This window comes from Synechococcus sp. HIMB2401 (assembly GCF_042883245.1).
Taxonomy (GTDB): Bacteria; Cyanobacteriota; Cyanobacteriia; order PCC-6307; family Cyanobiaceae; genus Parasynechococcus.
Map to the genome: position 1 here is coordinate 537,303 of NZ_JBDJKK010000002.1, position 22,718 is coordinate 560,020.

The window sequence follows — 22,718 nt, forward strand, 5'->3', positions numbered from 1 at the left end:
ATTCTTCAGAAGGCTGCCCGCTGACGCGGTGGGCAGCTCAGACCATGGGCGGCGTGGAAATCTTCCTGGACCTTCCAGGTGAGCCGTCGTGAAATCTGACGGACAATCTGCTTGAGCAGATGATCACCACTGCTCTGGACCAACTGATCCGGGAGCATGGTGATCACCTTGGGCAGACGGATCCAGACCTTCAGATCCAGATCCCACTGGACTGAGGTGTGCTCCTGTTCGGAGATCAGGCGCATCCCTGCGCGGAAGTCGACGTCGTAGTGATGGCGCAGGGCGAGCGACTTCGGCACGGTTCGAACGGTTTCGATGCGATAGATCCCTTCCTGCTGTGGCAGCAGTCGCAGAGCGATCGTTGGCTCCACCTCAAAGCCGAAGTTGCCGAACCGCCCCAGGGTCAGGCTGTAGGACTGCCGATCGATGGCCTCGACCTGCATCGGGCTGGCGCAACGTTCAAACCAGCTCTGATGGTCATCCAGGTAGCGAGCTACCACCGCTCGGGGCGCCAGCATCTGCATCGAATCCTCGAAGTGGCTGCTGTAGCAGCGCACTTGCGGGTCGGCACCGTGAAGCTGATTGTCGGTTTCAGTGGGCGACAAGACCGTCACGGATGGGGAGCTGCCGGCGGAGGGCGATTAAAGATGAACCAATGTAAAGCTCTCTGCGCTTCAGTTTTCGCTCAATTGCATCAGTTTTTCGATCACCTCTTCCACCGCCCGATCCGGGGTTGAGGCACCGGAGGTGATTCCCACCCGCACGGGGCCTTCAGGCAGGAAATCGCCCTCACGACGGAGTTCGGCTGCCAGTGGTTTGTGCTCGATCGAATTGCTGCCGACGTCGATGCGCTCGGGCGTGTCGATGTGGAACGAGCGAATCCCACGGCTGACGGCAATCTCCTGAAGGTGGGTGGTGTTGGAGGAGTTGAAACCACCGATCACCACCATCAGGTCCAGAGGTTCATCCACCAGGGAGAACATGGCGTCCTGACGCTCCTGGGTGGCATCGCAGATGGTGTTGAAGGCCAGGAAGTGGTCGTTGAGTTGGGTGGGACCGTATTTGCTCAACATCGTGCGTTCGAACAAGCGGCCGATCTCTTCCGTTTCGCTCTTCAGCATCGTGGTCTGGTTGGCCACGCCCAGACGTTCGAGGTCCCGATCGGGATCGAACCCTGGAGAGCAGGCTTTGGCAAACCGTTGAATGAAGTCATCTCGGTCCCCGTTGCCGAGGATGTAATCCGCGACGTACTGGGCTTCCTCCAGATCGAGCACCACCAGATAGGTGCCGGCAAATGAGCTTGTGGCCAGTGTCTCCTCGTGCTTCACCTTGCCGTGAATGATCGAGGTGAAGGTGTGCTTCTTGTGCTTCTCGACGGTGTTCCAAACCTTGGAGACCCAGGGACAGGTCGTGTCAACGATGTGGCAACCCCGTTCATTCAGCAGCTGCATTTCCTGAACGGTGGCACCAAAGGCCGGCAGGATCACCACATCACCGGAGGTGACACCTGAGAAGTCCTTCACTCCCTGTTCGACAGGGATGAACTGCACATCCATTTCCCTGAGGTGATCATTCACGGAAGGGTTGTGAATGATCTCGTTCGTGATCCAGAGACGCTCGCTCGGGTAGTGCTTGCGGGTCTCGTAGGCCATCGCCACAGCCCGTTCAACACCCCAGCAGAAGCCGAAGGCTTCCGCCAACCGGACGTTAAGCCGGCCGTGTTCCAGTCGGTAGCCGTTGTCCCGGATCGTGCCGATCAGGCCGCTCTGGTAGGCCTGCTCAAGGCTCTCCGCTACTTCCTCGGCGCGCCCGAAGCCTCGCCGGTTGTAACGCTCGGAATGGTGGAGGGAGCGCTTGAAGGCGTGGGTGTCCATGGAGGGCGCTGGAGTGGGGCAACTCTATGTGGCCTGAAGCGCTGCTTCAGGCAGTAAAAAAGCCCGGCCATTCGGCCGGGCTTGAGAACAGCAACAGATCGACGCGGAATCAGTTGTTGGTGGTGGAGAAACCGGCGTAGGCCTCCATGCCGTGTTCGCCGATGTCGAGACCTTCGGACTCTTCCTGTTCGGTGACGCGGATGCCGCCGAAGAGGGAGCCGATGATCTGCCAGGCGATGAAGCAGGTGACCACGGTCCAGATGGCATAGGCAGCAGCACCCAGAGCCTGGATGCCGAGCTGGTCGATGCCGCCGCCGACCAGAAGGCCGAGGCCGGAGCCGTCGCCCTGGACGTCGTATCCCCAGAGACCGATCACGATCGTGCCCCAAACGCCGCACACACCGTGTACGGAGAAGGCGCCGACAGGGTCGTCAATGCCTGCGGCATCGAGAGCGGCAACGGAGAAGACGACGATGATGCCGCCCACCAGACCAGCCACCCAGGAACCCGTCAGGGTGAGGTTGCCGCAACCGGCAGTCACGCTCACCAGGCCGGCCAGGATGCCGTTGATGATCATGGTGAGGTCAGGCTTTTTGGAGGTGATCGTGGAGATCACCGTGGCGCCGATGGCACCACCGGCAGCACCGAGGGTGGTGGTGACGGCCACGTAGGGGACCCACTGGTCCATGGCCAGCTGGGAACCGGGGTTGAAGCCGTACCAGCCGATCCAGAGGATCAGGGCGCCAAGGGTGGCGATGGACATGTTGTGACCAGGGATGGCCTGAACCTTGCCGTCGACGTACTTGCCGATGCGGGGTCCAAGCAGCATGGCGCCGACGAGGCCGGCCCAGGCGCCAACGGAGTGAACGATCGAGGAACCAGCGAAATCGATGAAGCCCATTTCGCTGAGCCAACCACCGTTCCACTGCCAGCTCCCGGCAATCGGGTAGATGACTGCGGTGAGCACCAGGGCGAAGATCACGAATTCGCCGAACTTGATCCGCTCAGCCACAAGACCGGAAACGATCGTGGCTGCGGTTCCGGCGAAGGCCGCCTGGAACAGGAAATCAACGGTGGGAACCAGGCCGGCTTCGCTGATGGTCTCAGCGGTGACGGTCGGGTCGAAGAAGAGGCCCCCGAAATACAACCAGCCGCCAATGACGGAGTCGCCGTACATCAAGGAGTAGCCCACGAACCAGTAGGCGGTCACCGCGAGGGCGAACACGAATAGGTTCTTGGCGAGGATATTGACGGCATTCTTTTGCCGGCACATGCCGGCTTCGACCATGGCGAAGCCGGCATTCATGAAGATCACCAGGATGGTGGCGACCAGAAGCCAAAGGTTGTTAGCCAGGAAAGCGGCGGAGAGCTCAGGCAGCTCTTCGGCTTTGGCTGACAGGGTGAAGATGCCAAGGCCCATGAGCGCCAGGGGCGCACAGGCGAGCCAGGTCATGGCACGGTTGGAACTGAAGCCCCGAATGCTCTTCAGGAGCAGCATCGGGCCTTCCAGGAGGCTGGCCTCCTGAAGGGTTTTGCGCCGCGTTTGCGGTGGCGCGTGGAATGCAGTTGTCATGAACGAGAGTGCAGAGCTGCGTGACACGCCCAGTTGTAACTAGGCGAACCAACCCACGCTGCACCTCAAGAAAGTCTTTCTATGTTCGATCTGCTACCAAAATCAATCTAGGTGGACTAGGCGTGTCCCCTGCCAGTGCACCGCATCGGCGCTGAAGCTGAAGCAGCATGGCAGAACTTCCACTCCGCTGTTGGTGGCCTGACGAAACAGCTCCCCGTAGCGCGGATCGGCGCTGTCACCGGGAGCAAAGGCAGTCACGTCCGGCCGGCTGAGGCAGGGCACCAGCACCGCACGCGCGTCCGGAAGGAGCCCCATCAGCTCAATCAGATGCTTCTGCCCCCGTTCGGTCACCGTGTCGGGGAACAGGGCCGTGCTGCCGTCGGTCCAGGTGGTGTTCTTCACCTCCAGGTAGATCGGTCGTTGATCAGGGTTCTGCGCGGATGGCGTCAGCAGGAGGTCGATCCGGCTGCGTTTGTTCGTGCCGTAGGCCACTTCAGCGCGGATCCCCTCAATGCCCCCGAGCTGGGCCTCCAGGCACCCCGCTTCGACCGTGGCACGAATCAGTCGGTTGGGCAGGGCCGTGTTGATGCCCACCCAGCAAGGTTGGCCATCGGCGCCTGGCACCTCGGCTTGCTCCCAGGTCCAGGCCAGCTTGCGTTTGGGGGAGGGGGCGTAGCGCAGACGCACCCGTTGGCCAGGGATCAAGACTCCTGTCATCGGGCCGGTGTTGGCGCAATGGGCGGTGACGGTCTCACCGCTGCTCAGCTCCACATCGGCCAGGAAGCGTTTGTAGCGCTTCAGCAGCACACCCTCCGTTAGGGGTTCAAAGCGCAGCAGGGCATCGCCCGGAGAGGGAAGGCCAGTCATGGCAGCAGCCGAGATTGGCCCATGGTCTCGTGTGGTGCCTCCACAATGCGCCCAATGCTGGGGGCCGAATGGCGCGTTCACTGAAGGGGATCGCACTGGTGGTGACCCTCGGCACCTTGCTGAGCAAGGTGGGTGGCCTGATTCGGCAGCTGGTGATCGCAGCGGCCTTCGGGGTGGGCGCGGCCTATGACGCCTACAACTACGCTTATGTACTGCCTGGATTTCTGCTTATCCTGCTCGGGGGGATCAATGGTCCCTTCCACAGCGCCATGGTGAGCGTGCTGAGCCGGCGCCCCCGGGCTGAAGGGGCGCACATCCTTGCGGCGCTCAACACCAGCGTCAGTGCTCTGTTGCTCCTGGTCACCATCGTTCTGGTGCTGGCGGCGGATCCTCTGATCACCCTTGTGGGCCCTGGCCTTGCCCCCGAGCTTCACGCCATCGCACGGGTCCAGCTGCAGGTGATGGCGCCGATGGCGCTGCTGGCGGGGCTGATCGGGCTCGGCTTCGGGTCCCTCAACGCCGCCTACGAATTCTGGATCCCTGCGATTTCACCGCTGATGTCCAGCGGGGCCTTGATCCTGGGGGTGGGACTGCTCTGGTGGCAGCTCGGCGCTGATATCGCCTTGCCGTCCGCCGCCATGACAGGTGGTGTGGTGCTGGCCTTGGCCACGTTGGTGGGGGCCTTGCTGCAGTGGTTGATCCAGCTGCCGGCGTTGATCCGGCAGGGGTTGGCCCGTTTCCAACTGGTCTGGGACTGGCGGCACCCGGGAGTGCGGGAGGTGTGGCGTGTGATGGGGCCGGCGACGTTGTCGTCCGGAATGCTTCAGATCAATGTGTTCACGGATCTGTTTTTCGCCTCCGGCATCGTCGGTGCGGCGGCAGGTCTGGGGTACGCCAATTTGCTGGTGCAAACCCCTCTGGGCCTGATCTCGAATGCACTGCTGGTGCCCTTGCTGCCCACTTTTTCCAGGCTCACGGCTCCTGAGGATCGTCCGCAGCTGATCGATCGGATCCGACAGGGGTTGATGTTGTCTGCGGCATCGATGATCCCCCTGGGGGGACTGTTCATTGCTTTGGGTGGCCCCATCGTCGCCTTGGTGTACGAGCGTGGTGCCTTTGATGCATCAGCCGCACAGCTGGTGACGGGCCTGTTGATGGCCTATGGCCTCGGCATGCCGGCTTACCTCGGCAGGGATGTGCTGGTGCGCGTCTTTTATGCCCTTGGCGATGGAACGACGCCTTTTCGGCTCTCGCTGGCGGGGATCGGTCTGAACGTGGTTTTTGACTGGCTGCTGGTGGGTGGTCCGACCCCTTGGGGGAATCAGTCGCCGTTCAATTTCGGTGCGCCAGGGTTGGTGCTCGCCACGGTTGCCATCAACCTGCTCACCTGCCTCGCCCTGTTGGTGGGTCTGCAGCAACAGGTTGGAGGCCTGCCGCTGCGGCGCTGGGGGATGGACCTGATGCGGCTAGCCATCGCCGGAGTTCTGGCAGCGGGGGGTGCGGGAATCCTGGTGACCGTTTTGCCTTGGCCGGCAGGGTTGCTGGGCCTAGTGCTGCAGGTGTCTGCTCCTGGCCTGCTGGGTTTGGCCTTGTTTGCCTTAATCGGTGCACAACTCAAGGTGCCGGAGGTGCGTGAGGTCACGCAGTTGGTGGTGGGCCGGTTCAGGGCTCGCTGAGACGAACATCCAGCTCTTCACGCACCTGAATCGGAAGTTCCAGTTGCTCGCGACCCACGAGTTGCGGGCCCTGAACAGACACGATCCGTGCCTCGATCCCAAATTCTTTAAAGGCGGTTTCCAGTTCCTGGATCAGGGCTTTTTCAACCTGAGCCTCCGCGTCCACGACCCGACCAATCAGCCGTTCACCAAGGCGGCCGATGCGTTGGCGCACCAAATCTCTGGAGTTGGTGACTTCAATGATCAGCACACCAACCGCTGCGGATGGACTGCAACCTTATCTGCAGTACGGCTCGAGGATCTCTTCAAGATCCCTCAGCTGGGCGGGGGGAATCAGCTTGGAGAGCGGGAGCTGACTGGCGCCTCCTGCCAGGGGCACCTTGACCGCGTCGAGGGCCTGCCGGGCCGCTACTTCAGCACCTTGATTGACGCGGGCACTGCATTCAATAGCCAGGGCTGAGGCCAGGTCGGCATCGCCGAGGTAAAGATGCCAGCCGCTGATCTGCACGTAGAGGCGGTCAGCCAAAGCACTCTGAAGGTCCTGCAGGTCACTGGCGGAGAGGGACATCAGCCCGGAAGGATCGAGGAGGGGATTGCATCCATGCTGGCTTTATTCCTCCGGCTTGGGGCGCTGAAGAATCACCCAGATCAATTGGCCCAGCCACAGGCTTGCCCAGAGGCTGGTGACCCAGGTCAGGCTCCCTTCGGGAAAGGGGTGGCGCATCTCCTGCAGAAACCAGCCGCCGCTGTTCACCGCGGCGAACACGCCGCCATGCAGGCACAGGTTCACGATGCGTTCGAAATGCCGGTAGGTCGGATCCTCAGGGTTAGCGGGGCCATACCAGCGGATCGGCATTGCTCAGGCTCAGAAACACCTGAATCTTGACGCGGCCCGCACCCAGTTGACGAGCGGACCCTCGATGGGGTCTGATGGTTTGGCGCAAGCGCTTGTAGCTCAGCGGATTAGAGCATCTGACTACGGATCAGAGGGTCGGGAGTTCGAATCTCTCCAGGCGCGTTTCAACTGCCCCCGGCGGGCAGTTTTTTTTTGGTTGATCGCTCGGGCTGATCGCTGCGGTTTCTTACGATTGGTCAAAGCTTTACTGACATTTCATGGGCCAGATTTCTGGACGCGCCATCGACGCTGATCTGGCTCAGTCGGATCCGGATATCGCCGCGTTCATCAATCAAGAACGTCAGCGTCAGGAAACCCACCTGGAACTGATCGCATCGGAAAACTTTGCCTCCCGTGCGGTGATGCAGGCCCAGGGGTCTGTGCTCACCAACAAGTACGCCGAGGGGTTGCCCAGCAAGCGGTATTACGGCGGTTGTGAGCACGTTGATGCCATTGAGGAGCTGGCCATCGAGCGGGCCAAGCAGTTGTTTGGTGCCGCCTGGGCCAATGTCCAGCCCCACAGCGGTGCCCAGGCCAACTTCGCTGTTTTCCTCGCCCTGCTGCAGCCCGGTGACACGATCATGGGGCTGGACCTGTCCCATGGCGGCCACCTCACCCATGGTTCCCCGGTCAACGTCAGCGGCAAGTGGTTCAACGTTGTTCAGTACGGCGTCGACAAGGAGACCCAACGCCTTGATATGGAGGCGATCCGCCAGCTGGCTTTGGAGCACAAGCCGAAGCTGATCGTTTGCGGCTATTCCGCTTATCCACGCACCATCGATTTCGCCGCATTCCGTGCCATCGCTGATGAAGTGGGTGCTTATCTGCTGGCCGACATGGCTCACATCGCTGGCCTCGTGGCCGCTGGTGTGCACCCCAGCCCGGTGCCCCATTGCGATGTGGTGACCACCACCACCCACAAGACCCTGCGCGGCCCCCGCGGCGGCCTGATCCTCTGCCGCGACGCCGAGTTCGCCAAAAAGTTCGATAAGGCTGTGTTCCCTGGCAGCCAGGGTGGCCCTCTGGAGCATGTGATCGCTGCCAAGGCTGTGGCCTTCGGGGAAGCGCTGCAGCCTTCGTTCAAGGCCTACAGCCAGCAGGTGGTTGCCAATGCGGCAGCCCTCGCTGAACAGCTGATCGCCCGCGGCATCGATGTCGTCAGCGGCGGTACCGACAACCATGTGGTGCTGCTGGATCTGCGTGGCATCGGCATGACTGGAAAGGTGGCTGATCTGTTGGTCAGTGATGTGCACATCACTGCGAATAAGAACACCGTTCCCTTCGACCCCGAATCGCCCTTCGTCACCAGCGGCCTGCGGCTGGGAACAGCTGCCCTCACCACCCGTGGTTTTGATGCGCAGGCCTTCCGGGAGGTCGCAGATGTGATTGCCGACCGTCTTCTCAATCCTGAGGATGATGCGATTCGCCAGCGTTGCCTCGATCGGGTGGCCGCCCTCTGTGAGCGCTTTCCCCTCTACGCCGACAGCAAGCAGCCGGTTCTGGCCTAAGGCTTGGCCTTGGCTCTCGAATGGGCCGAGGCACTGCCTGGTTGAACGGTTGCAAGCTCCCTAGGATTGGAGTGACTCCTTCTGACCGGGGGATCGTCTCTTTCCTGGAGCCTGCGTGAACCTCTTGGCCAGCCCTATTGCGGTCGCCTCGGTCAGCTTTCTTCTGGCTGCGGTGACCACCATGGTGCTGGTGCCCCAAGTCCGCCGGCTGGGTTTGCGCTTTGGGTGGACTGATCAACCGGATGAGCGCAAGCAGCACATCACCCCCATGGTGAGGTTGGGGGGCATTGCCATGGTGCTGGGTTTTGCCCTGGCTTTGGCAACGGTCTGGTCCATGGGGGGCTTCGGCCTGCTGGCGCCGGCCAAGGATCAGCTGATCTGGGGCACCCTGGCCGGTTCGCTCTGTCTTTTTCTGATCGGCCTGGCCGACGACCTCTTCGCTCTCTCGCCCTGGCCGCGGCTGGCTGGACAGGTTGCCGTGGCTTGTGCGGTGTGGAGCCAGGGGGTTCGGATCGGGGCAATCGATCTCCCCTGGTTCACCGCTTCAGCCGGTCCGATTGCTCTGCCTGACAGCCTCAGCCTGCTGGCCACTGTGGTTTGGCTGGTAGGGATCACCAATGCCATCAACTGGCTGGATGGCCTTGATGGTCTTGCTGCGGGAGTGGCTGGCATTGCCGCTGTTGGGTTGGTTTCCGTCAGCTTTTCGCTGCATCAGGTGGCTGCCGGATTCCTTGCCGCAGCGCTGGCGGGCTGCTGCCTCGGCTTCCTACGCCACAACTTCAACCCCGCCCGCATCTTCATGGGGGATGGGGGCTCTTACTTCCTCGGTTTCACCCTCGCCGCCGTGAGCATCGTGGGACCCGCCAAGGGGCTCACGACGGTGAGCCTGCTGTTGCCGTTGCTGATTCTCTCGCTTCCTCTGGCCGACATGTCGGCCGTGATCATGGGCCGTCTGCGGGAAGGCCGTTCCCCCTTCTATCCCGACCGCCGTCACCTCCATCACCGCCTGTTACGCGCGGGGTTCAGTCATCGGCGCACGGTGCTGTTGATCTACGTCTTCACCCAGTGGCTTGCTGCCCTTGCCCTTGTGGTGGCCAATGCCGAGATGCGCTTCCTCTGGCTGGCTTTGGCCACGGCCATCCTCGTGGCCACGGTGGTGATCAGCCGTCGCCAGCTGCAGCATGAGCGAGCTCTGTTAAACACCAACCCCTGCTCCACCCCTGTTGATCCTGCGGCCCTTGGCGAACCGCGTGGCTGAATCGGGTGTTGAAATCCTGTGCGTGGGCACAGAGCTGTTGTTGGGGGACATCCTCAACGGCAATGCTCGATGGATTGCCGAACAGTTGGCCGGCCTGGGTCTGCCGCATTACCGCCAAACCGTAGTTGGCGACAACAAAGAGCGTTTGATCTCTGCCGTACGCGAAGCATCGCAGCGCTGCAGGGTTCTGGTGACGACAGGGGGTTTGGGCCCAACCCCCGATGACCTCACCACCGAGGCCCTGGCCGCTGCTTTCGAGACTCCCTTGGAGGAGCGGCCCGAGCTCTGGCGGGAGATCCAGCGGAAGTTATCGGCCGGTGGCCGGCCGGTTGCTCCCAGCAACCGCAGCCAGGCTTATCTGCCCCGTGGAGCGGAGGTTCTCCCCAATCCAAAGGGGTCGGCACCGGGAATGATTTGGTCTCCCCGGCCTGATTTCACGATCCTCACCTTCCCGGGTGTGCCTGCGGAGATGCGGGCGATGTGGGCGGAAACAGCCGCCCCCTGGCTACAAGCCAATGGTGGAACTTCCGGTGTGTTCGTGAGCCGTCAGCTCCGCTTCACCGGCATTGGTGAATCCGATCTGGCTGAGCGCGTTGCTGATTTGTTGGCGTCGAACAACCCAACAGTGGCTCCCTATGCCTCCCTCGGCGATGTGAAATTGCGGCTCACGGCCTGTGCCCCTAGTGCCGATACCGCCGCTCAGCTGTTGGTGCCGCTGGAAGCTGAGCTGCGCCGTCGCACGGGCAACCACTGCTACGGCGCCGATGCGGACAGCCTGGCGTCGGTGGTGATCGACCTGCTCAAGCAACGGCACCACACGCTGGCGGTGGCGGAGTCCTGCACCGGTGGTGGATTGGCGGCAGCCCTGACGGCTGTTCCAGGCTCTTCGTCGGTTTTTCAGGGTGGCGTCGTTGCCTACAGCAATGCCGTTAAACAGGCATTGCTGGGGGTGTCTCCGGATCTGCTCACTGCCCATGGCGCTGTTTCACAGCCTGTGGTCGAGGCGATGGCTCGGGCAGCCCGGGAGAACCTCAATTGCGATTGGGCGATTGCCGTCAGCGGCATCGCCGGACCTGGTGGTGGCAGTGCTGAGAAGCCGGTGGGTCTGGTGCACCTGGCCTTGGCTGGTCCCGATGGCTGTGAGGCCTGGGTCCAGCATTTCGGTGAGCGGCGAGGTCGGGAGGCCATTCAGAGGATGAGCGTGATCCGCGGCTTGGACCGTCTGCGCCTTCGCTTGCTCGCTCAGGTTTAGGGTCGACGGTTCTTGCGGCTGAACTGTTGAGTGCCGGCACCCTCTACGACAAGGTGTGGGACCTGCATCGGGTGGCGGAGCTCCCCGGCGGATCCACCCAACTGTTTGTCGGTCTGCATCTGATCCATGAGGTCACCAGTCCTCAGGCCTTCTCGGCGTTGAAGGACAAGGGGCTGACGGTGCGCTGTCCTGAGCGCACGGTGGCCACGGTGGACCACATCGTGCCGACCACGTCTCAGCAACGGCCGTTCGCCGATCCGTTGGCGGAGGAGATGCTCAGCACCTTGGAGCGGAACTGCCAGGAGCACGGCATCCCTCTCAACAACATCGGCAGTGGACGGCAGGGCATCGTTCATGTGATTGCCCCCGAGCTGGGCCTGACTCAGCCAGGCATGACGGTGGCCTGCGGTGATTCCCACACCTCCACGCACGGCGCCTTCGGGGCGATTGCCTTCGGGATCGGCACCAGTCAGGTGCGCGATGTGTTGGCCAGCCAGAGCCTGGCCATGAACAAGCTCAAGGTGCGCCGGATTCAGGTGAATGGCCGTCTCGCCGAGGGCGTGTCGGCGAAGGACCTGATCCTGCATGTGATTCGCCACCTGGGTGTGAAGGGCGGCGTTGGCTACGCCTATGAGTTCGCTGGCTCTGCCATCGAGGCGTTGTCGATGGAAGAGCGGATGACCCTCTGCAACATGGCGATCGAGGGGGGCGCCCGATGCGGTTACGTCAATCCCGATCAGGTCACCTTTGACTATCTGAAAGGTCGCCCCCATGCCCCCGAGGGTGAGGCCTGGAACCGTGCTGTCGCCTGGTGGAGCTCCCTGGCCACTGATGCCAACGCAACGGTCGACGACGAGGTGGTGTTTGATGCCGCTGCGATTCCACCCACGGTGACCTGGGGCATTACCCCGGGCCAGGGACTGGGGATCGATGAAACGGTGCCAAGCCTGGATCAGCTGGATCCAGGCGAGCGTCCGATTGCTGAGGAGGCCTACCGCTATATGGATCTCCAGCCGGGAACGGCGATTGCAGGGGTCCCTGTGGATGTCTGTTTCATCGGCAGCTGTACCAATGGTCGTCTTAGCGATCTGCGTGCCGCTGCCGATGTGGCCCGGGGGCGCCAGGTGGCTGAAGGCATCAAGGCGTTTGTGGTCCCCGGTTCAGAGCAGGTGGCGAAAGCTGCTGAAGCGGAAGGGCTGGATGCGGTGTTCCGTGCCGCGGGCTTTGAGTGGCGAGAGCCCGGCTGCTCGATGTGTCTGGCGATGAATCCGGATCGGCTGGAGGGGCGTCAGATCAGCGCCAGCTCCAGCAACCGCAATTTCAAGGGTCGGCAGGGATCGGCCAGTGGCCGGACGTTGTTGATGAGTCCAGCCATGGTGGCGGCCGCTGCTGTTCACGGTCGTGTAACCGATGTCCGTACTTTGATTTCTCCGTCCGCATCGTGATGGCTCTTTTCCCCACTGGTCCGATTCAACAGGTGAGTGGAACGGCTATCGCCGTCCCCGGTGAAGACATCGACACGGATCGGATCATTCCGGCACGGTTCCTCAAATGCGTGAGTTTCGAGGCGCTGGGTGACCAGGTGTTTGCCGACGATCGCCTTGAACTCTCCGGTGAGCATCCCTTTGATCAGGCCCGTTATCAGGGGGCCTCGATACTGGTGGTGAACGGCAATTTCGGCTGTGGTTCCAGCCGTGAACATGCACCTCAGGCGTTGATGCGCTGGGGAATTCGTGCGGTGGTTGGGGTGAGTTTTGCCGAGATCTTCTACGGCAACTGCCTCGCCCTTGGCATTCCCTGTGCAACGGCGGCCCCCGAGCAGATCAAAGCCATTCAGGCGCAGGTGGATGGCGATCCGGGACGCTCCTGGAGTCTCGATCTGGCCAGTTTGCAACTGACCTCAGCCGACTCTAGTTGGCCTGTCTCGATCGATCCTGGTCCTCTGGACATGCTGCGCAGCGGTCGTTGGGATGCAACGTCCCAGCTCCTGGGCCATGGCCCTCAGGTTGCGGAATTGATGCAAACACTGCCCTACATCGACCAGTTTGCCGCAAAGTAACAGCCAAGCGCGACTCCTGTGTCTATGAAAGAGATAGGAGGTTGCATTCGGAGGTTGGATCTCAATGGCCCATTTGCTTTCGCGGTTGTTGCTGCCGTTTGTGCCCCTGTTGGTCGTTGCCGGTGTGGCTCCCGTTGGTGCCGTTCCACTTCAGGTTGATCCCCATGATCCGTTGGACCGCAGCTGTCCAGGCTGTGACCTCCGCGAGGTGGATTTCCGTCAGGCCCATCTGATCGGCGCTGATTTTCGGGGCAGTGATCTGCGCGGTGCTGATCTGCGGGACGCGAATCTGGAAGGGGCGGACCTGACCGGAGCGTTGCTCGAAGGTGCTGACCTGCGGGGAGCCAACCTCACCAATGCCGAGCTGTCAGGCGTGGATCTGCGCAATGCCGATCTACGAGAGGCTCAGGTGATCAACGCCTATGCCCCGAACGTGCGGACCTCCGGCATGCGCTATGCCGGAGCTTCACTGTTTGGTAGCGATCTGATCATCGGGGGCGGTGATTGATCAGAAGGGTCGATCCACGTTGGTGGTTTTCATCCAGTTCGTTGGGATGTAGGGCACAAACGGCACGCCTGTGCCCTTGAAGTCAAAGTCGTGGAGTCTGAATCGGAAACCGCCGATGCCTTCGTAGGGATTGACGTAGAACCCGACGTCATAGCTACGTCGTTGCCATCTAAGTTCGATATTGGAATTAATGACATTGCCGTAGTACTCGGAAGCTGGATCCACATTGACTCCAATGCCGGCATCTAGGACTAAGGGACCAGCGATCTGCTGGGTGATGCCAATGCCAAGGGTGCCCAAGTCGATAGCCTGGTCGAAATCAAAGGGGCTTGAACCATTTTTGAGTGTGGCATTACCGCTGATCGTCAGTTTTGTGTAGTCCAGGAAGGCTTTGCTGAAGGTTCCCAGGGTGAGGGTTGGCCCCATGGACAAGCTGAGCGTGCTTTGACTGGTGCCATCGCCATAGGACGACAGGAGGGTGTTGATATTGGTGTTGAACCGTAGACCTGGAACTATGGCTACCGGTGAGTAGCGGTAGGCGTCTTCAGGGGTCAAAGCGGCTGATTCCCCGCGCCAGATCGGATAAGAGCTGTTGATGGAGCCGTAGAAGTTGGCACGAAACTTTTCGGTGAGATTGGTGTTGGTATGACTGTCCGCCTGGTAGTTGCCCACTCCGATTCGCCAGATGTAGGAGTTACTCAGCTCGCCCAAGTCGAAGGATTTTCTCTGTTCGATGAATCCACCCAGCGCTGAGTAAACATTGGTTTCGCCCAGGGAGCCATTCCAAGATCTGTAGCGGTACGCGCCAAATAATCGAGCGGTGACGTCGCCTAACCATGGCAGCTCAATATCATTTTCAATAGAGCCCCAGTAGCGGCTGCCATTAGCAAAGTTCTGCGGCTTGAAACTGCTGATGTCGGCGTTCAGGGTGATGTCCCAATCCCAGATCTGGCCCTTGAGTTCGGCTTTAAGGCCTAATAGATCTGCTGCTGTGGTGGGCTGGTCGACATCTTCACTATCGGCTGATTCACCCTCTGCCGGATAGCTACTGGTTTCGCCGTTGTTGGCGCGTTGCACCATCAATTGGGGTTCCAGTCTCAGGGTGAAATCGCGGGTCAGTTCAATTGGCTTGAGATTTCGACCAATGAAGAAGCCGTCACGATCCCTATCGTCGAACCCAAGGATCCAACGGTTTTCCACATCTTCCTCTCCTTTTATAAGTTGTCGACGCGTTAATGGGATGGGCAATCGCTCTTCGAGGATTAGGCGGTTTCGCCGCGCAGAGATAATCATGTCGCCATCGGCTTGTTCCCGTGCGACCACGTCCTCTGCATCGATCCTTGTATGTGTCGGTGTGAAAGGGTCGTTGCTGAAGCCCATTCGGTCGGCCTCCCATCCATTGTTTTTGATTAAGACCTCTGATGCCTGAACTCTCCAGCGGCTAACTCTGCCACTGAGAAGTTGTGTTTTCTCTAGGTTTTTGAGTTGAGTAGGTCGAATTGCTCCGAAGCGATTTTCATTCCTGATCGAGGAATTCGAGCGTTGGGTCAGGCTTCCAACGCGTGGTTCGATGATGAAGCTGCCTTTTAAAGCGATTTGCGAGATGCGCTGATCGATGTTGGATATTGCGTTCGCCCGCATGGCTTGCTGCTGGCCTGGCGGAATTGTTTCTTCTTTAGGTTTGCCATAACTCGAGACATTGCCTTGCGGCTCACCTCCATCTCCGAGGGCAATCGATTCGAGTCGTTCTGAAAGGGAGGAGGGCTTGACGTGCTTGTTGCGATCCGGTGCTTCACACTCCGGCAGTGGAGGCATCAAGGTGCGCTCTACCTGGTGTGTATCTTGCCCCCAGCGGTAGCGGAGCCCGAGCAAGTAGCCATTGCTCCCCCCTGAGACTCCGTCAAAGAGGCCAAAAGCTCCTGAGCGGTGGTGAATCCGACCAACGAGTGACAAGTCGGGAGATACAGCGGCTTCCACTTCGAAGCCGAGATAGTTCAGAAGCTGGCTGCTTTTCTCCCGGAAAGTTTTCTCATAGAGGCTGACATCGGTGTAAAAACTGATGCCCTCAACGACGCTGAAACTCAGCCAAGGCTGCACCCACAAGCGTGCTCCGATCCCCAAAATCCCTTCCCCAAAGCTTTGGGACGGGAGATCAGCATTGGGCTGGCTTTGGTTGTAAGCGCCACCTTGTTGTTGGTCTGCGATGTGGCTGAACAGGTCAGCCTCAAGTTCAATGGCAAGCGGGCCTGCTCGCTTGATTCGCTTCTGTAAGCCGACGCCCAGCAGGCCTTCGGGACGCATTCGACCGTCGAAAAGGAAAGTCGGGCCGAAGTCTGCATCAATCATCTGCCCGCCCCAGGCCGTTACTGCCCAGGGATGGGGATGCCAGTCGGGGACCGGAGGAAGCAGTGGTGGACAGGCCACGGTCGGCATGTCTTGACGGCCGGCTGATGTGGGTGACTCCGGTGGGGCTGATGTTGCTTGAGAGCTAGTTAATGGATTAGTGAGGGGCTCCTCGAGGTCGATGACCCCGTAAACATCATTGAGCAGTCCTTCCTGTTGAACGAGGTTGTAGCGGAAGCTTGACGCTTGAAAATATTGACTGCCGCGCCTGAAGCGGACAGCGCCGCGTGCGTAGAGCGTGCGGTAAGCCGCATCAAATTCGACCCGATCGGCGTGCAGTTCGGCGTTCCCGAGTTGAACTGAAACGTTGCCCTCGGCGACGTTGGCTTTCGACTTGTTGTCGGCGTATTGACGGTCAGCGCGAACGTTGAGGCTCGCCGCTGACGTTGCAACGTTCTCTGGCGTTGATTCAGCCGAACCGGCCGCTGCGGGCAATACGGATACCGACCCTGTGATCAGGGTTCCGGTCAATGCAAAAAAAAGGCGGAGGGCCGCCAAGGCAATGCAGCTGCGGCTCATGAGCTTGACAGCTCATTTCAGAAATCATGCTCCGATCAGACCAGTGTGTGGCGCGGTCTGATCGGGAGACGGCATCAATCTTCCAGGTCTTTGCGGCTAGGGGTGCGGCTTGGATCGCTCGCAAGGAACCCGAACACGAAGATGCCGAGGAAGAAGAAGACGACCGAGTAAACGGAGATCTTGAGGGCGAGCATGGAGACCGACCGGCGTCTGTGACAAGGTCATCATCCTATGGGGCATGACAGCGTCAGCAGGGGAATGGACCCTGATCAAGTCGGTCGATCGGAGTGGATTGAAACGTTTCGCAGTCGCTCGCGTTGTGATCTGCGTGCCGGGTGGCGCCGCTCAGGCTCCGCCCAGGCTGGGTTTTTTCTCGATGAAAGCTGGGGATCAACGCACCGGCCGGACTGGGCCAAGCGCGGTCTGCTGATCTGGCCCAGGGGACGCCAATGGTTGCGTCTTGAGCAGCGATTGAGCTGGCCTGATGATTGGAGTAACCGTGATTCCTGCCGTGCCCGGCTGGTGCTGAGCTGGTGGGCTGAGCAGATGCGTCTCTGGGTGGATGGCGTGTTGGTGCATGAGGGTGATCTGTTCGATACCGCCTGTCGCTGGCCGCTGCCTGGGCGTTGTCGTCAGGGGGCTGCCCTGGATTTTGTTCTGGAGCTCTGCAGTCCCTTGCATGACGATGGAGCCCTGATCAGCAGTCATCTCGAGCTGGAGCCGCAGTCTGCAGGCTCCGACCCCGAGGGCTTGCTGTTGCCTGCGGCCCTGGAGCTGCATCTGGCGGCGGATGGAGACCTGCCCTCGCATTGGGCTGATCTGGATCCCAGCAGTGTTGACGCGCAGGCTGCTGTTGCAACGCACCTGCATCAGGCAGAACCGCCGCGAGGGTCGTTGCATTGGCTGGGTCATGCCCATCTCGATCTGGCCTGGCTTTGGCCGGTCGCCGACACCTGGCAGGCCGCTGAACGCACCTTCCGATCAGCGCTGGCGTTGATGCGTCGCTGGCCCGAGCTGCGCTTTGCCCATTCCACGCCGGCGCTTTACGCCTGGGTGGAGCAACATCGGCCAGCTCTTTCTGCGGAGATCCAGGCGGCCAGTCGGGCCGGCCGCTGGGAACCGATCAATGGCCCCTGGGTGGAGACCGACTGTGTGTTGGTCAGCACGGCGTCGTTGTGGAATCAGTTCGCGCTCGGTCAGGACGACAGCCGCCGCCGCTTCCCGGAATGGACCCATGAACTGGCCTGGTTGCCGGACAGCTTTGGCTTCGCTGCTGGCCTGCCTGCCGTGGCGTCAGCCACCGGTGTGCGCTGGTTCTGCACCCACAAGCTGGCCTGGAATGCTGACAACCCTTTCCCCCACCGCTTGTTCCGCTGGCGCGCACGGGGACGGTCGGAACTACACAGCCTGATGCTGCCGCCGATCGGGCGCCGCGCCGATCCTTTGGAGATGCTGGACGAGCAGCGGGCCTGGCATCAGGCCACGGGGCTGGAGGCGGCGCTCTGGATTCCAGGCGTTGGTGATCACGGTGGTGGTCCTACCGAAGAGTTGCTGGAGCAGATCGAGCTCTGGGAAGGGCAAGCGGCCGCCTTGCCCACCCGTGCCGGCACGGTCAGGGAGTTCTTGACCGAGCTGGAGCAGGGCGATCATGCCTTGCCGGTGTGGCGAGATGAACTCTTCCTGGAGTTGCACCGCGGTTGCGCCACCAGCCGTCCCGATCAGAAGCGCCACAACCGGACGCTCGAGCGGCTTTTGCGGGAGGCTGATGCAGTCTCAGCCCTGTTGGCGATCGCAGGTCGCGACAGCGGCAGCAGCGATTGGCGTCCGCTGTTGTTCCAGCAGTTTCACGACATCCTTCCGGGTACCTCGATCCCGGAGGTGTTTGACCAGGCGGAACCGGTCTGGCGCTCGGCCCGGCGCCAGGTCCGCCAGGAACGCGACCGGCGGCTGGCAAGGCTGCCGGGTCCGGAGGACACAGCAGCGGTGTGGAGTTGGTGGGGTCTGCAGCCCTTGGCGTCCTGGTCGCCTCTGGTTCGCCTTCCTGCGGGATCGTGGTCAGCGGACGCCGTTTCACTGCCGCAGCAAAACGCCGCTGCTGGTGGTACCTGGGTGCAGCTACCGCGTCAGCACGGGATTTGTTCGGTGCCGCTCCGGCGTGAACCAGGCTGGACGTCCTGCGCGGCTGAGCCCCGTCAGGCTGTGGTCATCACGCCGCTGGGGGCGGGAGCTTGGCGTGTGGGTAATGGTCTGATCGAGCTCGATGTCTCCTCGGCCGGACTGCTGGCTTTGCGGGATCGCGATGGACGGGATCAGTTGTCGTCTTCCCTGCAGTTGGAGCGCTATCGGGACCGGGACGAATTCTGGGATGCCTGGGATCTTGCGGCGGACTACCGATCTCAGCCCCTGGGTGTGCTCTGTACGGATTCCCTGGAGTGGCTCGATCAGGGCCCCCTGGTGGCGCATCTGGTGCTGCGGCGCCAGCTCGGTGCCAGTTGCATGCGTCTGGACCTGCGGCTGAAGGCCGATACGCCCTGGCTGGAGCTGATCTGCGGTATCGACTGGCGCCAGACCCATGAGTTGCTGCGTCTTGAGCTGCCGCTGGCGACCCCCGCCGTCCGCATCGCTGCCGACTCCAGTGGAGGGGTGATCGAACGGCCGGCTGCACCGATGACGGCTCGGGAGCAAGCCCGTTGGGAAGTGCCTGTGATCTCCTGGTTCGCCTCGCAGTCGGCGGCTCCCGGAGGCGGGATGGCTGTGTTGCTGGACGGTCCCCAGGGTGTGGATTGGTCTTCAGACCGACTTGGCATTTCGCTGCTGCGGGGCCCGACCTGGCCAGATCCCAGCGCTGATCAGGGGTGGCATCGCCAGCGCTTGGCCCTCATGCCGTTCGCCGGCTCATGGAGCGATGCCGGTGTGTCTCAGGCGGCCATTGCCTTTCGTGAGCCCGGGTGGTGTGCGGACTTGCCGGCGGAGCAGCGTCAATGGTTTCCATCGCTGCCGCTTCCACTCACGCCGGTGGGGTTGGAGCGCCATGCCGATGGTTGCGTGCTGAAGCTGCTCAATTCGGGATCAGCGCGCTGTCGCTGGACTCCCGGAGCGGGGTGGAGGGTCCGCAGGGAAGCCGACTCAATGGCCGCTTCTGCCGTGGTGATCACCCCAGGAGAACTCGTCTCCCTGGTGGTGGATCAGTCCTCGTGATCGTCGAACGGGTCGTCGAGTGCTTTTGATGGAGGGCCAAAGGCCTGATACACGCCAAATCCGGTGAGTCCGAACAAAACAGCGAGCACGCCAATGGCGACGGACAGAGCTGGGGACGACGTTTCCATCACATCTCTCGACAGGATCAACCCCGAACCGGAGTCGGCCCCTACAGTATCGAGACTTCAAACCACCCGAGACCCGGCGTCGCCATGGCACAACGCACCCGTCTGGGAGACCTTCTCCGCCCACTGAACTCCGAGTACGGCAAGGTGGTCCCCGGATGGGGCACCACTCCCGTGATGGGCATCTTCATGGTTCTGTTCCTGGTGTTTCTGCTGGTGATTCTTCAGCTGTACAACAAGTCCCTCATCCTCGAGGGCATCAACGTGAACTGGAACGGCCTCGGCTGATCTGCACCCATGAACATCTTCGGCGTCGGTCTCCCCGAAATGGCGGTTATCGGCGCCGTTGCCTTGCTGGTTTTCGGGCCGAAACGCCTGCCTGAGCTTGGTCGGACTCTTGGTAAAACCCTGAAGGGCTTCCAATCCGCGTCCAAGGAATTCGAACGCGAGATCAACAAAGCCATGGCTGAACCGGAAGTTTCCGGTGAGGCTGCGAAGCCGGTTGAAGAACTTCCCCCCAGCGACTGAGTCGTTCCAGCGGTATGACCACTGATCTCAAGCTGGTGGTGGGTCTGGGAAATCCGGGTGCGAAATACGCCGGCACCCGTCACAACATCGGCTTCATGGCCCTCGAGCTTTTGGGTGAGCGTTCTGGGTTCAGTTTTCGTCAGCAAGCCAAGTTGCACGGTCTTGCAGCCGATACAGGGGTTGGCGAGCAGCGGCTGCGCTTGCTGATGCCTCAGACCTACATGAATGACAGCGGTCGTGCCATTCGTGCGGCTCTCGATTGGTTCGGCCTGGAGCCTCACCAATTGCTGGTGCTGGTGGACGACATGGATCTTCCGCTGGGTCGTTTGCGGTTGCGGGCCCAGGGCAGTGCCGGCGGGCACAACGGTTTGCGCAGCACCATTCAGCACCTCGGGACCCAGGCGTTCCCCAGGCTGCGGATCGGCATTGGTGCGCCGGCTCAGAACCCTGCCGAACGCCGCGCCCGAACGGTGTCCCATGTTCTTGGTCCGTTCAGCAAAGCGGAGCAACCCTTTGTCGGCGCTGTTCTCGATGCTGTTCTGGATGGGATTCAACGTCTTCAGCACCAGAGCTTTGAGCGCGCTGGAACCTGGATCAACGGCTTCCGCTATGACCTGGAGTCGGTCGACTGATGCCGGCACTTCCGGCGACAACGGCCCATTTGCGAGTGCTCCGCCAGTGCTTTCAAGCCAAGTGCGTGGAGGGTGAAGTCTCTGCTGGAGGCTTTGAGTGGCAGTTTTCCTGGGCCTTTGATCGCGGTGAACTGGTGGTGGAGCCTTCCCTGGGACGTGCCCTTATCGAGGATGCCCTGCGGCGGTTTCTGGTGCGTTCTGATTACAGGCTGGAACCGGGGGGTGATTACACCTTCATGGTCCGGGCCAGGTTCTGAGCGAGAACGTCGGAGCAGGCTCAGGCCATCTCAGGCGGCATTGCAGGTGCTCCTCAAGCATCACCAAAGCTGCAACAGCATCCAGATCCACCGGTGGAATGCGCAGTCCTGCCGGCAGCATCCGTCGCCAACCTCGAGCCGGCCATAGCGCCCAGTAACGCTGTCTCGCCCTCAGAGTTGTTCCCTGCTCCGGAACCACGGTGAGATGGCCCAGCCGTTCCAGTCGCTGGATCCAGGCTCGGCTTCCCGTGCCATCGCCGATCAGGATGCGATCGAGAGCTTGGTCTTGACTCCAGTGCTCCAACCAGGGTTCGACGGCCTCCGGGGCCAGCACATGCCCTTCGCGCACGAGGCCGAGCTGAAGATCGGCCAGCACAAGACCACATTTGCAGCGGCCTGGATCGAGGACGGCCACCCGTTTCATGGGGAGGCCTGAATGGAGACGACGACGGGATCGGCACTGTCGCTGACCCCTGCGGAAATCACGTCCAAGACCACGCTTTGGCTCGGTCCTTCCATCAGGGTCTGGGCCAGTTGGGAGAGGGCTGATCCATCGAATTGAAGGCCCTCGGTCAGGGACCCCCGCCGCTGCACCTCGGCATAGGCCGAGGCCAAGAGAAGGTTCAGCCGTGTGCGAATGCCCTCTGGAGTGCGTTCATTCGGTTGGAGTGTGGTGGTGGCCAGCACATCTCCGCGTTGGGTCACCGGCCGGTTCGGACGCACTTCTGGGAAGGCATACACCGCTGTTTCACCCCGCAGCACATTGGTGGCTGAGCGCAGCGAGATCACCCAGGTCTCCGGTTTGCGGATGATGCTTTGCAGGCGTTCCACATCGCTGCGCGGAACGCGGATTAACTGGCGTTCTGGTGCTTCGCCAGGTCGCACTTTCCCGTAGGCGTTGAGATTGGCCTCCTGCAACAGCCTGTCGACAGCCTGTTTGGCCTGGTCCGGAGCATCGAGTCGAACCGTTGCTCTTGCCAAGGTCTGTCCGCTGCTGATCACCACCGATCCACGCCGCAAGGCGACCAGATTGCGTTCCAGTTCTTTGAGTTCCTGCTCACCGGCACGGATGCGGCTGCGAACGCTGTTGAGTTCGGCTTCCGTGCGCTGGATGTCCGCATCGCGGGAGGCGATGTCCTGGCTGAGACGTTCACGTTCGGCTTCGAGTTGGGCCAGCTCCTTCTGAAGAGGAGCCAGTTCGAGGCGCAGGGTGTTGGCCCGTTGCTGTGATTGCTCGAGCTCAATGGCGATCCGTTTGGTTTCCGTTTGGGTCTTGTCCCGTTCCCGCTCGGCTGCCTTCAGCTGCTGACGGCTGTCTTGGAGTTTCTCCTGCAGGGCATCCAGTTCAAACAGGCCCACCCGCAACTGCCGGCTCACCAGAAGCATCAGGCCAAGTGAGAGTGCGCTGATCAGGCTGCCGGTCAACACCGTGATCAAAACGGCGGTGCGCCGTGGGCGCATGCTGAACAAACTCAGTCGCGCTTTGCCGACGCGGCTGCCCAAGCGGTCGCCCAGGGTCGACAGCACGCCCCCGAGCACCAACAGAACCAGAATCAGTGCCCAGCCGCTCATCGCTGCACAAGTCG

At 61.3% G+C, this 22,718-nt stretch carries 24 protein-coding genes and 1 tRNA gene; 13 read left to right on the forward strand and 12 right to left on the reverse strand.

The features are described from left to right. Positions 1-5: 5 nt before the first annotated feature. The 4 genes from AAXE93_RS07610 to sfsA form a co-directional block, all read right to left on the reverse strand. Positions 6-614 (reverse strand): DUF1997 domain-containing protein, encoded by a 609-nt coding sequence (locus AAXE93_RS07610; RefSeq protein WP_114988118.1) that lies wholly within the window; start codon positions 612-614, stop codon positions 6-8. Positions 615-674: 60 nt separating this feature from the next. Continuing rightward, a complete protein-coding gene (locus AAXE93_RS07615; RefSeq protein ID WP_114988119.1) occupies positions 675-1,874 on the reverse strand; it encodes a 4-hydroxy-3-methylbut-2-enyl diphosphate reductase in 1,200 nt (399 codons plus the stop codon). A gap of 109 nt (positions 1,875-1,983) precedes the next feature. After that, positions 1,984-3,447 (reverse strand): ammonium transporter, encoded by a 1,464-nt coding sequence (locus AAXE93_RS07620; RefSeq protein ID WP_390129653.1) that lies wholly within the window; start codon positions 3,445-3,447, stop codon positions 1,984-1,986. A 102-nt stretch (positions 3,448-3,549) separates the two neighbouring features. Next, a complete protein-coding gene (gene sfsA, locus AAXE93_RS07625) occupies positions 3,550-4,314 on the reverse strand; it encodes a DNA/RNA nuclease SfsA (protein WP_390129656.1) in 765 nt (254 codons plus the stop codon). A 68-nt stretch (positions 4,315-4,382) separates the two neighbouring features. Here sfsA and murJ point away from each other — a divergent pair, with 68 nt between their 5' ends. Next, positions 4,383-5,990 (forward strand): murein biosynthesis integral membrane protein MurJ, encoded by a 1,608-nt coding sequence (gene murJ, locus AAXE93_RS07630; protein ID WP_390129658.1) that lies wholly within the window; start codon positions 4,383-4,385, stop codon positions 5,988-5,990. On the opposite strand, the gene AAXE93_RS07635 is transcribed toward murJ, so the two are convergent. Genes AAXE93_RS07635 through AAXE93_RS07645 form a run of 3 tightly spaced genes read right to left on the reverse strand, consistent with a single transcriptional unit; the run spans position 5,977 to position 6,846 of the window. Continuing rightward, the gene (locus tag AAXE93_RS07635) at positions 5,977-6,240 is read right to left on the reverse strand and encodes a cytochrome-c oxidase (protein ID WP_114988123.1); all 264 of its coding nucleotides are present in this window, start codon (positions 6,238-6,240) and stop codon (positions 5,977-5,979) included. The genes murJ and AAXE93_RS07635 overlap by 14 nt on opposite strands. A 27-nt stretch (positions 6,241-6,267) precedes the next feature. Continuing rightward, the gene (locus AAXE93_RS07640) at positions 6,268-6,558 is read right to left on the reverse strand and encodes a DUF3181 family protein (RefSeq protein WP_114988124.1); all 291 of its coding nucleotides are present in this window, start codon (positions 6,556-6,558) and stop codon (positions 6,268-6,270) included. 42 nt (positions 6,559-6,600) lie between these two features. Beyond that, entirely contained in the window at positions 6,601-6,846 is a 246-nt protein-coding gene (locus tag AAXE93_RS07645) for a hypothetical protein (RefSeq protein ID WP_115081555.1), read from the reverse strand. 88 nt (positions 6,847-6,934) lie between these two features. On the opposite strand from AAXE93_RS07645, the gene AAXE93_RS07650 reads away from it, so the two are divergent. From AAXE93_RS07650 to AAXE93_RS07680, 7 genes are all read left to right on the forward strand, one after another. Beyond that, positions 6,935-7,008, forward strand: a tRNA-Arg gene (locus AAXE93_RS07650). A gap of 95 nt (positions 7,009-7,103) precedes the next feature. Further along, the gene (gene glyA / locus AAXE93_RS07655) at positions 7,104-8,393 is read left to right on the forward strand and encodes a serine hydroxymethyltransferase (RefSeq protein WP_250397896.1); all 1,290 of its coding nucleotides are present in this window, start codon (positions 7,104-7,106) and stop codon (positions 8,391-8,393) included. 115 nt (positions 8,394-8,508) lie between these two features. Continuing rightward, the gene (locus tag AAXE93_RS07660) at positions 8,509-9,651 is read left to right on the forward strand and encodes a glycosyltransferase family 4 protein (RefSeq protein ID WP_115131603.1); all 1,143 of its coding nucleotides are present in this window, start codon (positions 8,509-8,511) and stop codon (positions 9,649-9,651) included. Further along, positions 9,644-10,903: a competence/damage-inducible protein A gene (locus AAXE93_RS07665; RefSeq protein WP_390129796.1), complete on the forward strand. Its 1,260-nt coding sequence runs from the start codon at positions 9,644-9,646 to the stop codon at positions 10,901-10,903. The genes AAXE93_RS07660 and AAXE93_RS07665 overlap by 8 nt, the downstream gene beginning before the upstream one ends. 26 nt (positions 10,904-10,929) lie before the next feature. After that, positions 10,930-12,348 carry a 3-isopropylmalate dehydratase large subunit gene (gene leuC / locus AAXE93_RS07670; RefSeq protein ID WP_115131604.1) on the forward strand — a complete coding sequence of 473 codons (1,419 nt, stop codon included), beginning with the start codon at positions 10,930-10,932 and terminating at the stop codon, positions 12,346-12,348. Next, on the forward strand, positions 12,348-12,962 hold the full coding sequence (gene leuD / locus AAXE93_RS07675; RefSeq protein WP_390129664.1) for a 3-isopropylmalate dehydratase small subunit: 615 nt from the start codon (positions 12,348-12,350) through the stop codon (positions 12,960-12,962). The genes leuC and leuD overlap by 1 nt, the downstream gene beginning before the upstream one ends. A 64-nt stretch (positions 12,963-13,026) precedes the next feature. Further along, positions 13,027-13,470 carry a pentapeptide repeat-containing protein gene (locus tag AAXE93_RS07680; protein ID WP_115131606.1) on the forward strand — a complete coding sequence of 148 codons (444 nt, stop codon included), beginning with the start codon at positions 13,027-13,029 and terminating at the stop codon, positions 13,468-13,470. On the opposite strand, the gene AAXE93_RS07685 is transcribed toward AAXE93_RS07680, so the two are convergent. Together AAXE93_RS07685 and AAXE93_RS07690 are read right to left on the reverse strand one after the other, a co-directional pair. Further along, positions 13,471-16,371, reverse strand: coding sequence for a DUF3769 domain-containing protein (locus AAXE93_RS07685; RefSeq protein ID WP_390129667.1), 2,901 nt, complete (start codon positions 16,369-16,371; stop codon positions 13,471-13,473). 95 nt (positions 16,372-16,466) lie between these two features. Further along, positions 16,467-16,586 (reverse strand): photosystem II reaction center protein I, encoded by a 120-nt coding sequence (locus tag AAXE93_RS07690; protein WP_006042333.1) that lies wholly within the window; start codon positions 16,584-16,586, stop codon positions 16,467-16,469. Positions 16,587-16,650: 64 nt separating this feature from the next. On the opposite strand from AAXE93_RS07690, the gene AAXE93_RS07695 reads away from it, so the two are divergent. Continuing rightward, positions 16,651-19,590: an alpha-mannosidase gene (locus tag AAXE93_RS07695; protein ID WP_390129672.1), complete on the forward strand. Its 2,940-nt coding sequence runs from the start codon at positions 16,651-16,653 to the stop codon at positions 19,588-19,590. Here the strand turns inward: AAXE93_RS07695 and psbN are convergent. Next, positions 19,578-19,718, reverse strand: a complete 141-nt coding sequence (psbN, locus tag AAXE93_RS07700) for a photosystem II reaction center protein PsbN (protein ID WP_011363291.1) — start codon at positions 19,716-19,718, stop codon at positions 19,578-19,580. The genes AAXE93_RS07695 and psbN overlap by 13 nt on opposite strands. Positions 19,719-19,802: 84 nt before the next feature. On the opposite strand from psbN, the gene psbH reads away from it, so the two are divergent. The 4 genes from psbH to AAXE93_RS07720 are packed head-to-tail and all read left to right on the forward strand — an operon-like array spanning position 19,803 to position 21,132. Continuing rightward, positions 19,803-20,003 (forward strand): photosystem II reaction center phosphoprotein PsbH, encoded by a 201-nt coding sequence (gene psbH, locus AAXE93_RS07705; protein ID WP_006849996.1) that lies wholly within the window; start codon positions 19,803-19,805, stop codon positions 20,001-20,003. Positions 20,004-20,012: 9 nt separating this feature from the next. Next, positions 20,013-20,243, forward strand: coding sequence for a TatA/E family twin arginine-targeting protein translocase (locus AAXE93_RS07710; RefSeq protein WP_115131609.1), 231 nt, complete (start codon positions 20,013-20,015; stop codon positions 20,241-20,243). 14 nt (positions 20,244-20,257) lie between these two features. Then, positions 20,258-20,875: an aminoacyl-tRNA hydrolase gene (gene pth, locus AAXE93_RS07715; protein WP_390129677.1), complete on the forward strand. Its 618-nt coding sequence runs from the start codon at positions 20,258-20,260 to the stop codon at positions 20,873-20,875. Further along, positions 20,875-21,132, forward strand: a complete 258-nt coding sequence (locus AAXE93_RS07720; protein ID WP_011363294.1) for a DUF3146 family protein — start codon at positions 20,875-20,877, stop codon at positions 21,130-21,132. The genes pth and AAXE93_RS07720 overlap by 1 nt, the downstream gene beginning before the upstream one ends. Here AAXE93_RS07720 and AAXE93_RS07725 read toward each other — a convergent pair. Together AAXE93_RS07725 and AAXE93_RS07730 are read right to left on the reverse strand one after the other, a co-directional pair. Beyond that, on the reverse strand, positions 21,110-21,556 hold the full coding sequence (locus tag AAXE93_RS07725) for a resolvase (RefSeq protein WP_115131610.1): 447 nt from the start codon (positions 21,554-21,556) through the stop codon (positions 21,110-21,112). The genes AAXE93_RS07720 and AAXE93_RS07725 overlap by 23 nt on opposite strands. Next, positions 21,553-22,704 carry a DUF3084 domain-containing protein gene (locus AAXE93_RS07730; protein ID WP_115131611.1) on the reverse strand — a complete coding sequence of 384 codons (1,152 nt, stop codon included), beginning with the start codon at positions 22,702-22,704 and terminating at the stop codon, positions 21,553-21,555. The genes AAXE93_RS07725 and AAXE93_RS07730 overlap by 4 nt, the downstream gene beginning before the upstream one ends. Positions 22,705-22,718 lie beyond the last annotated feature (14 nt).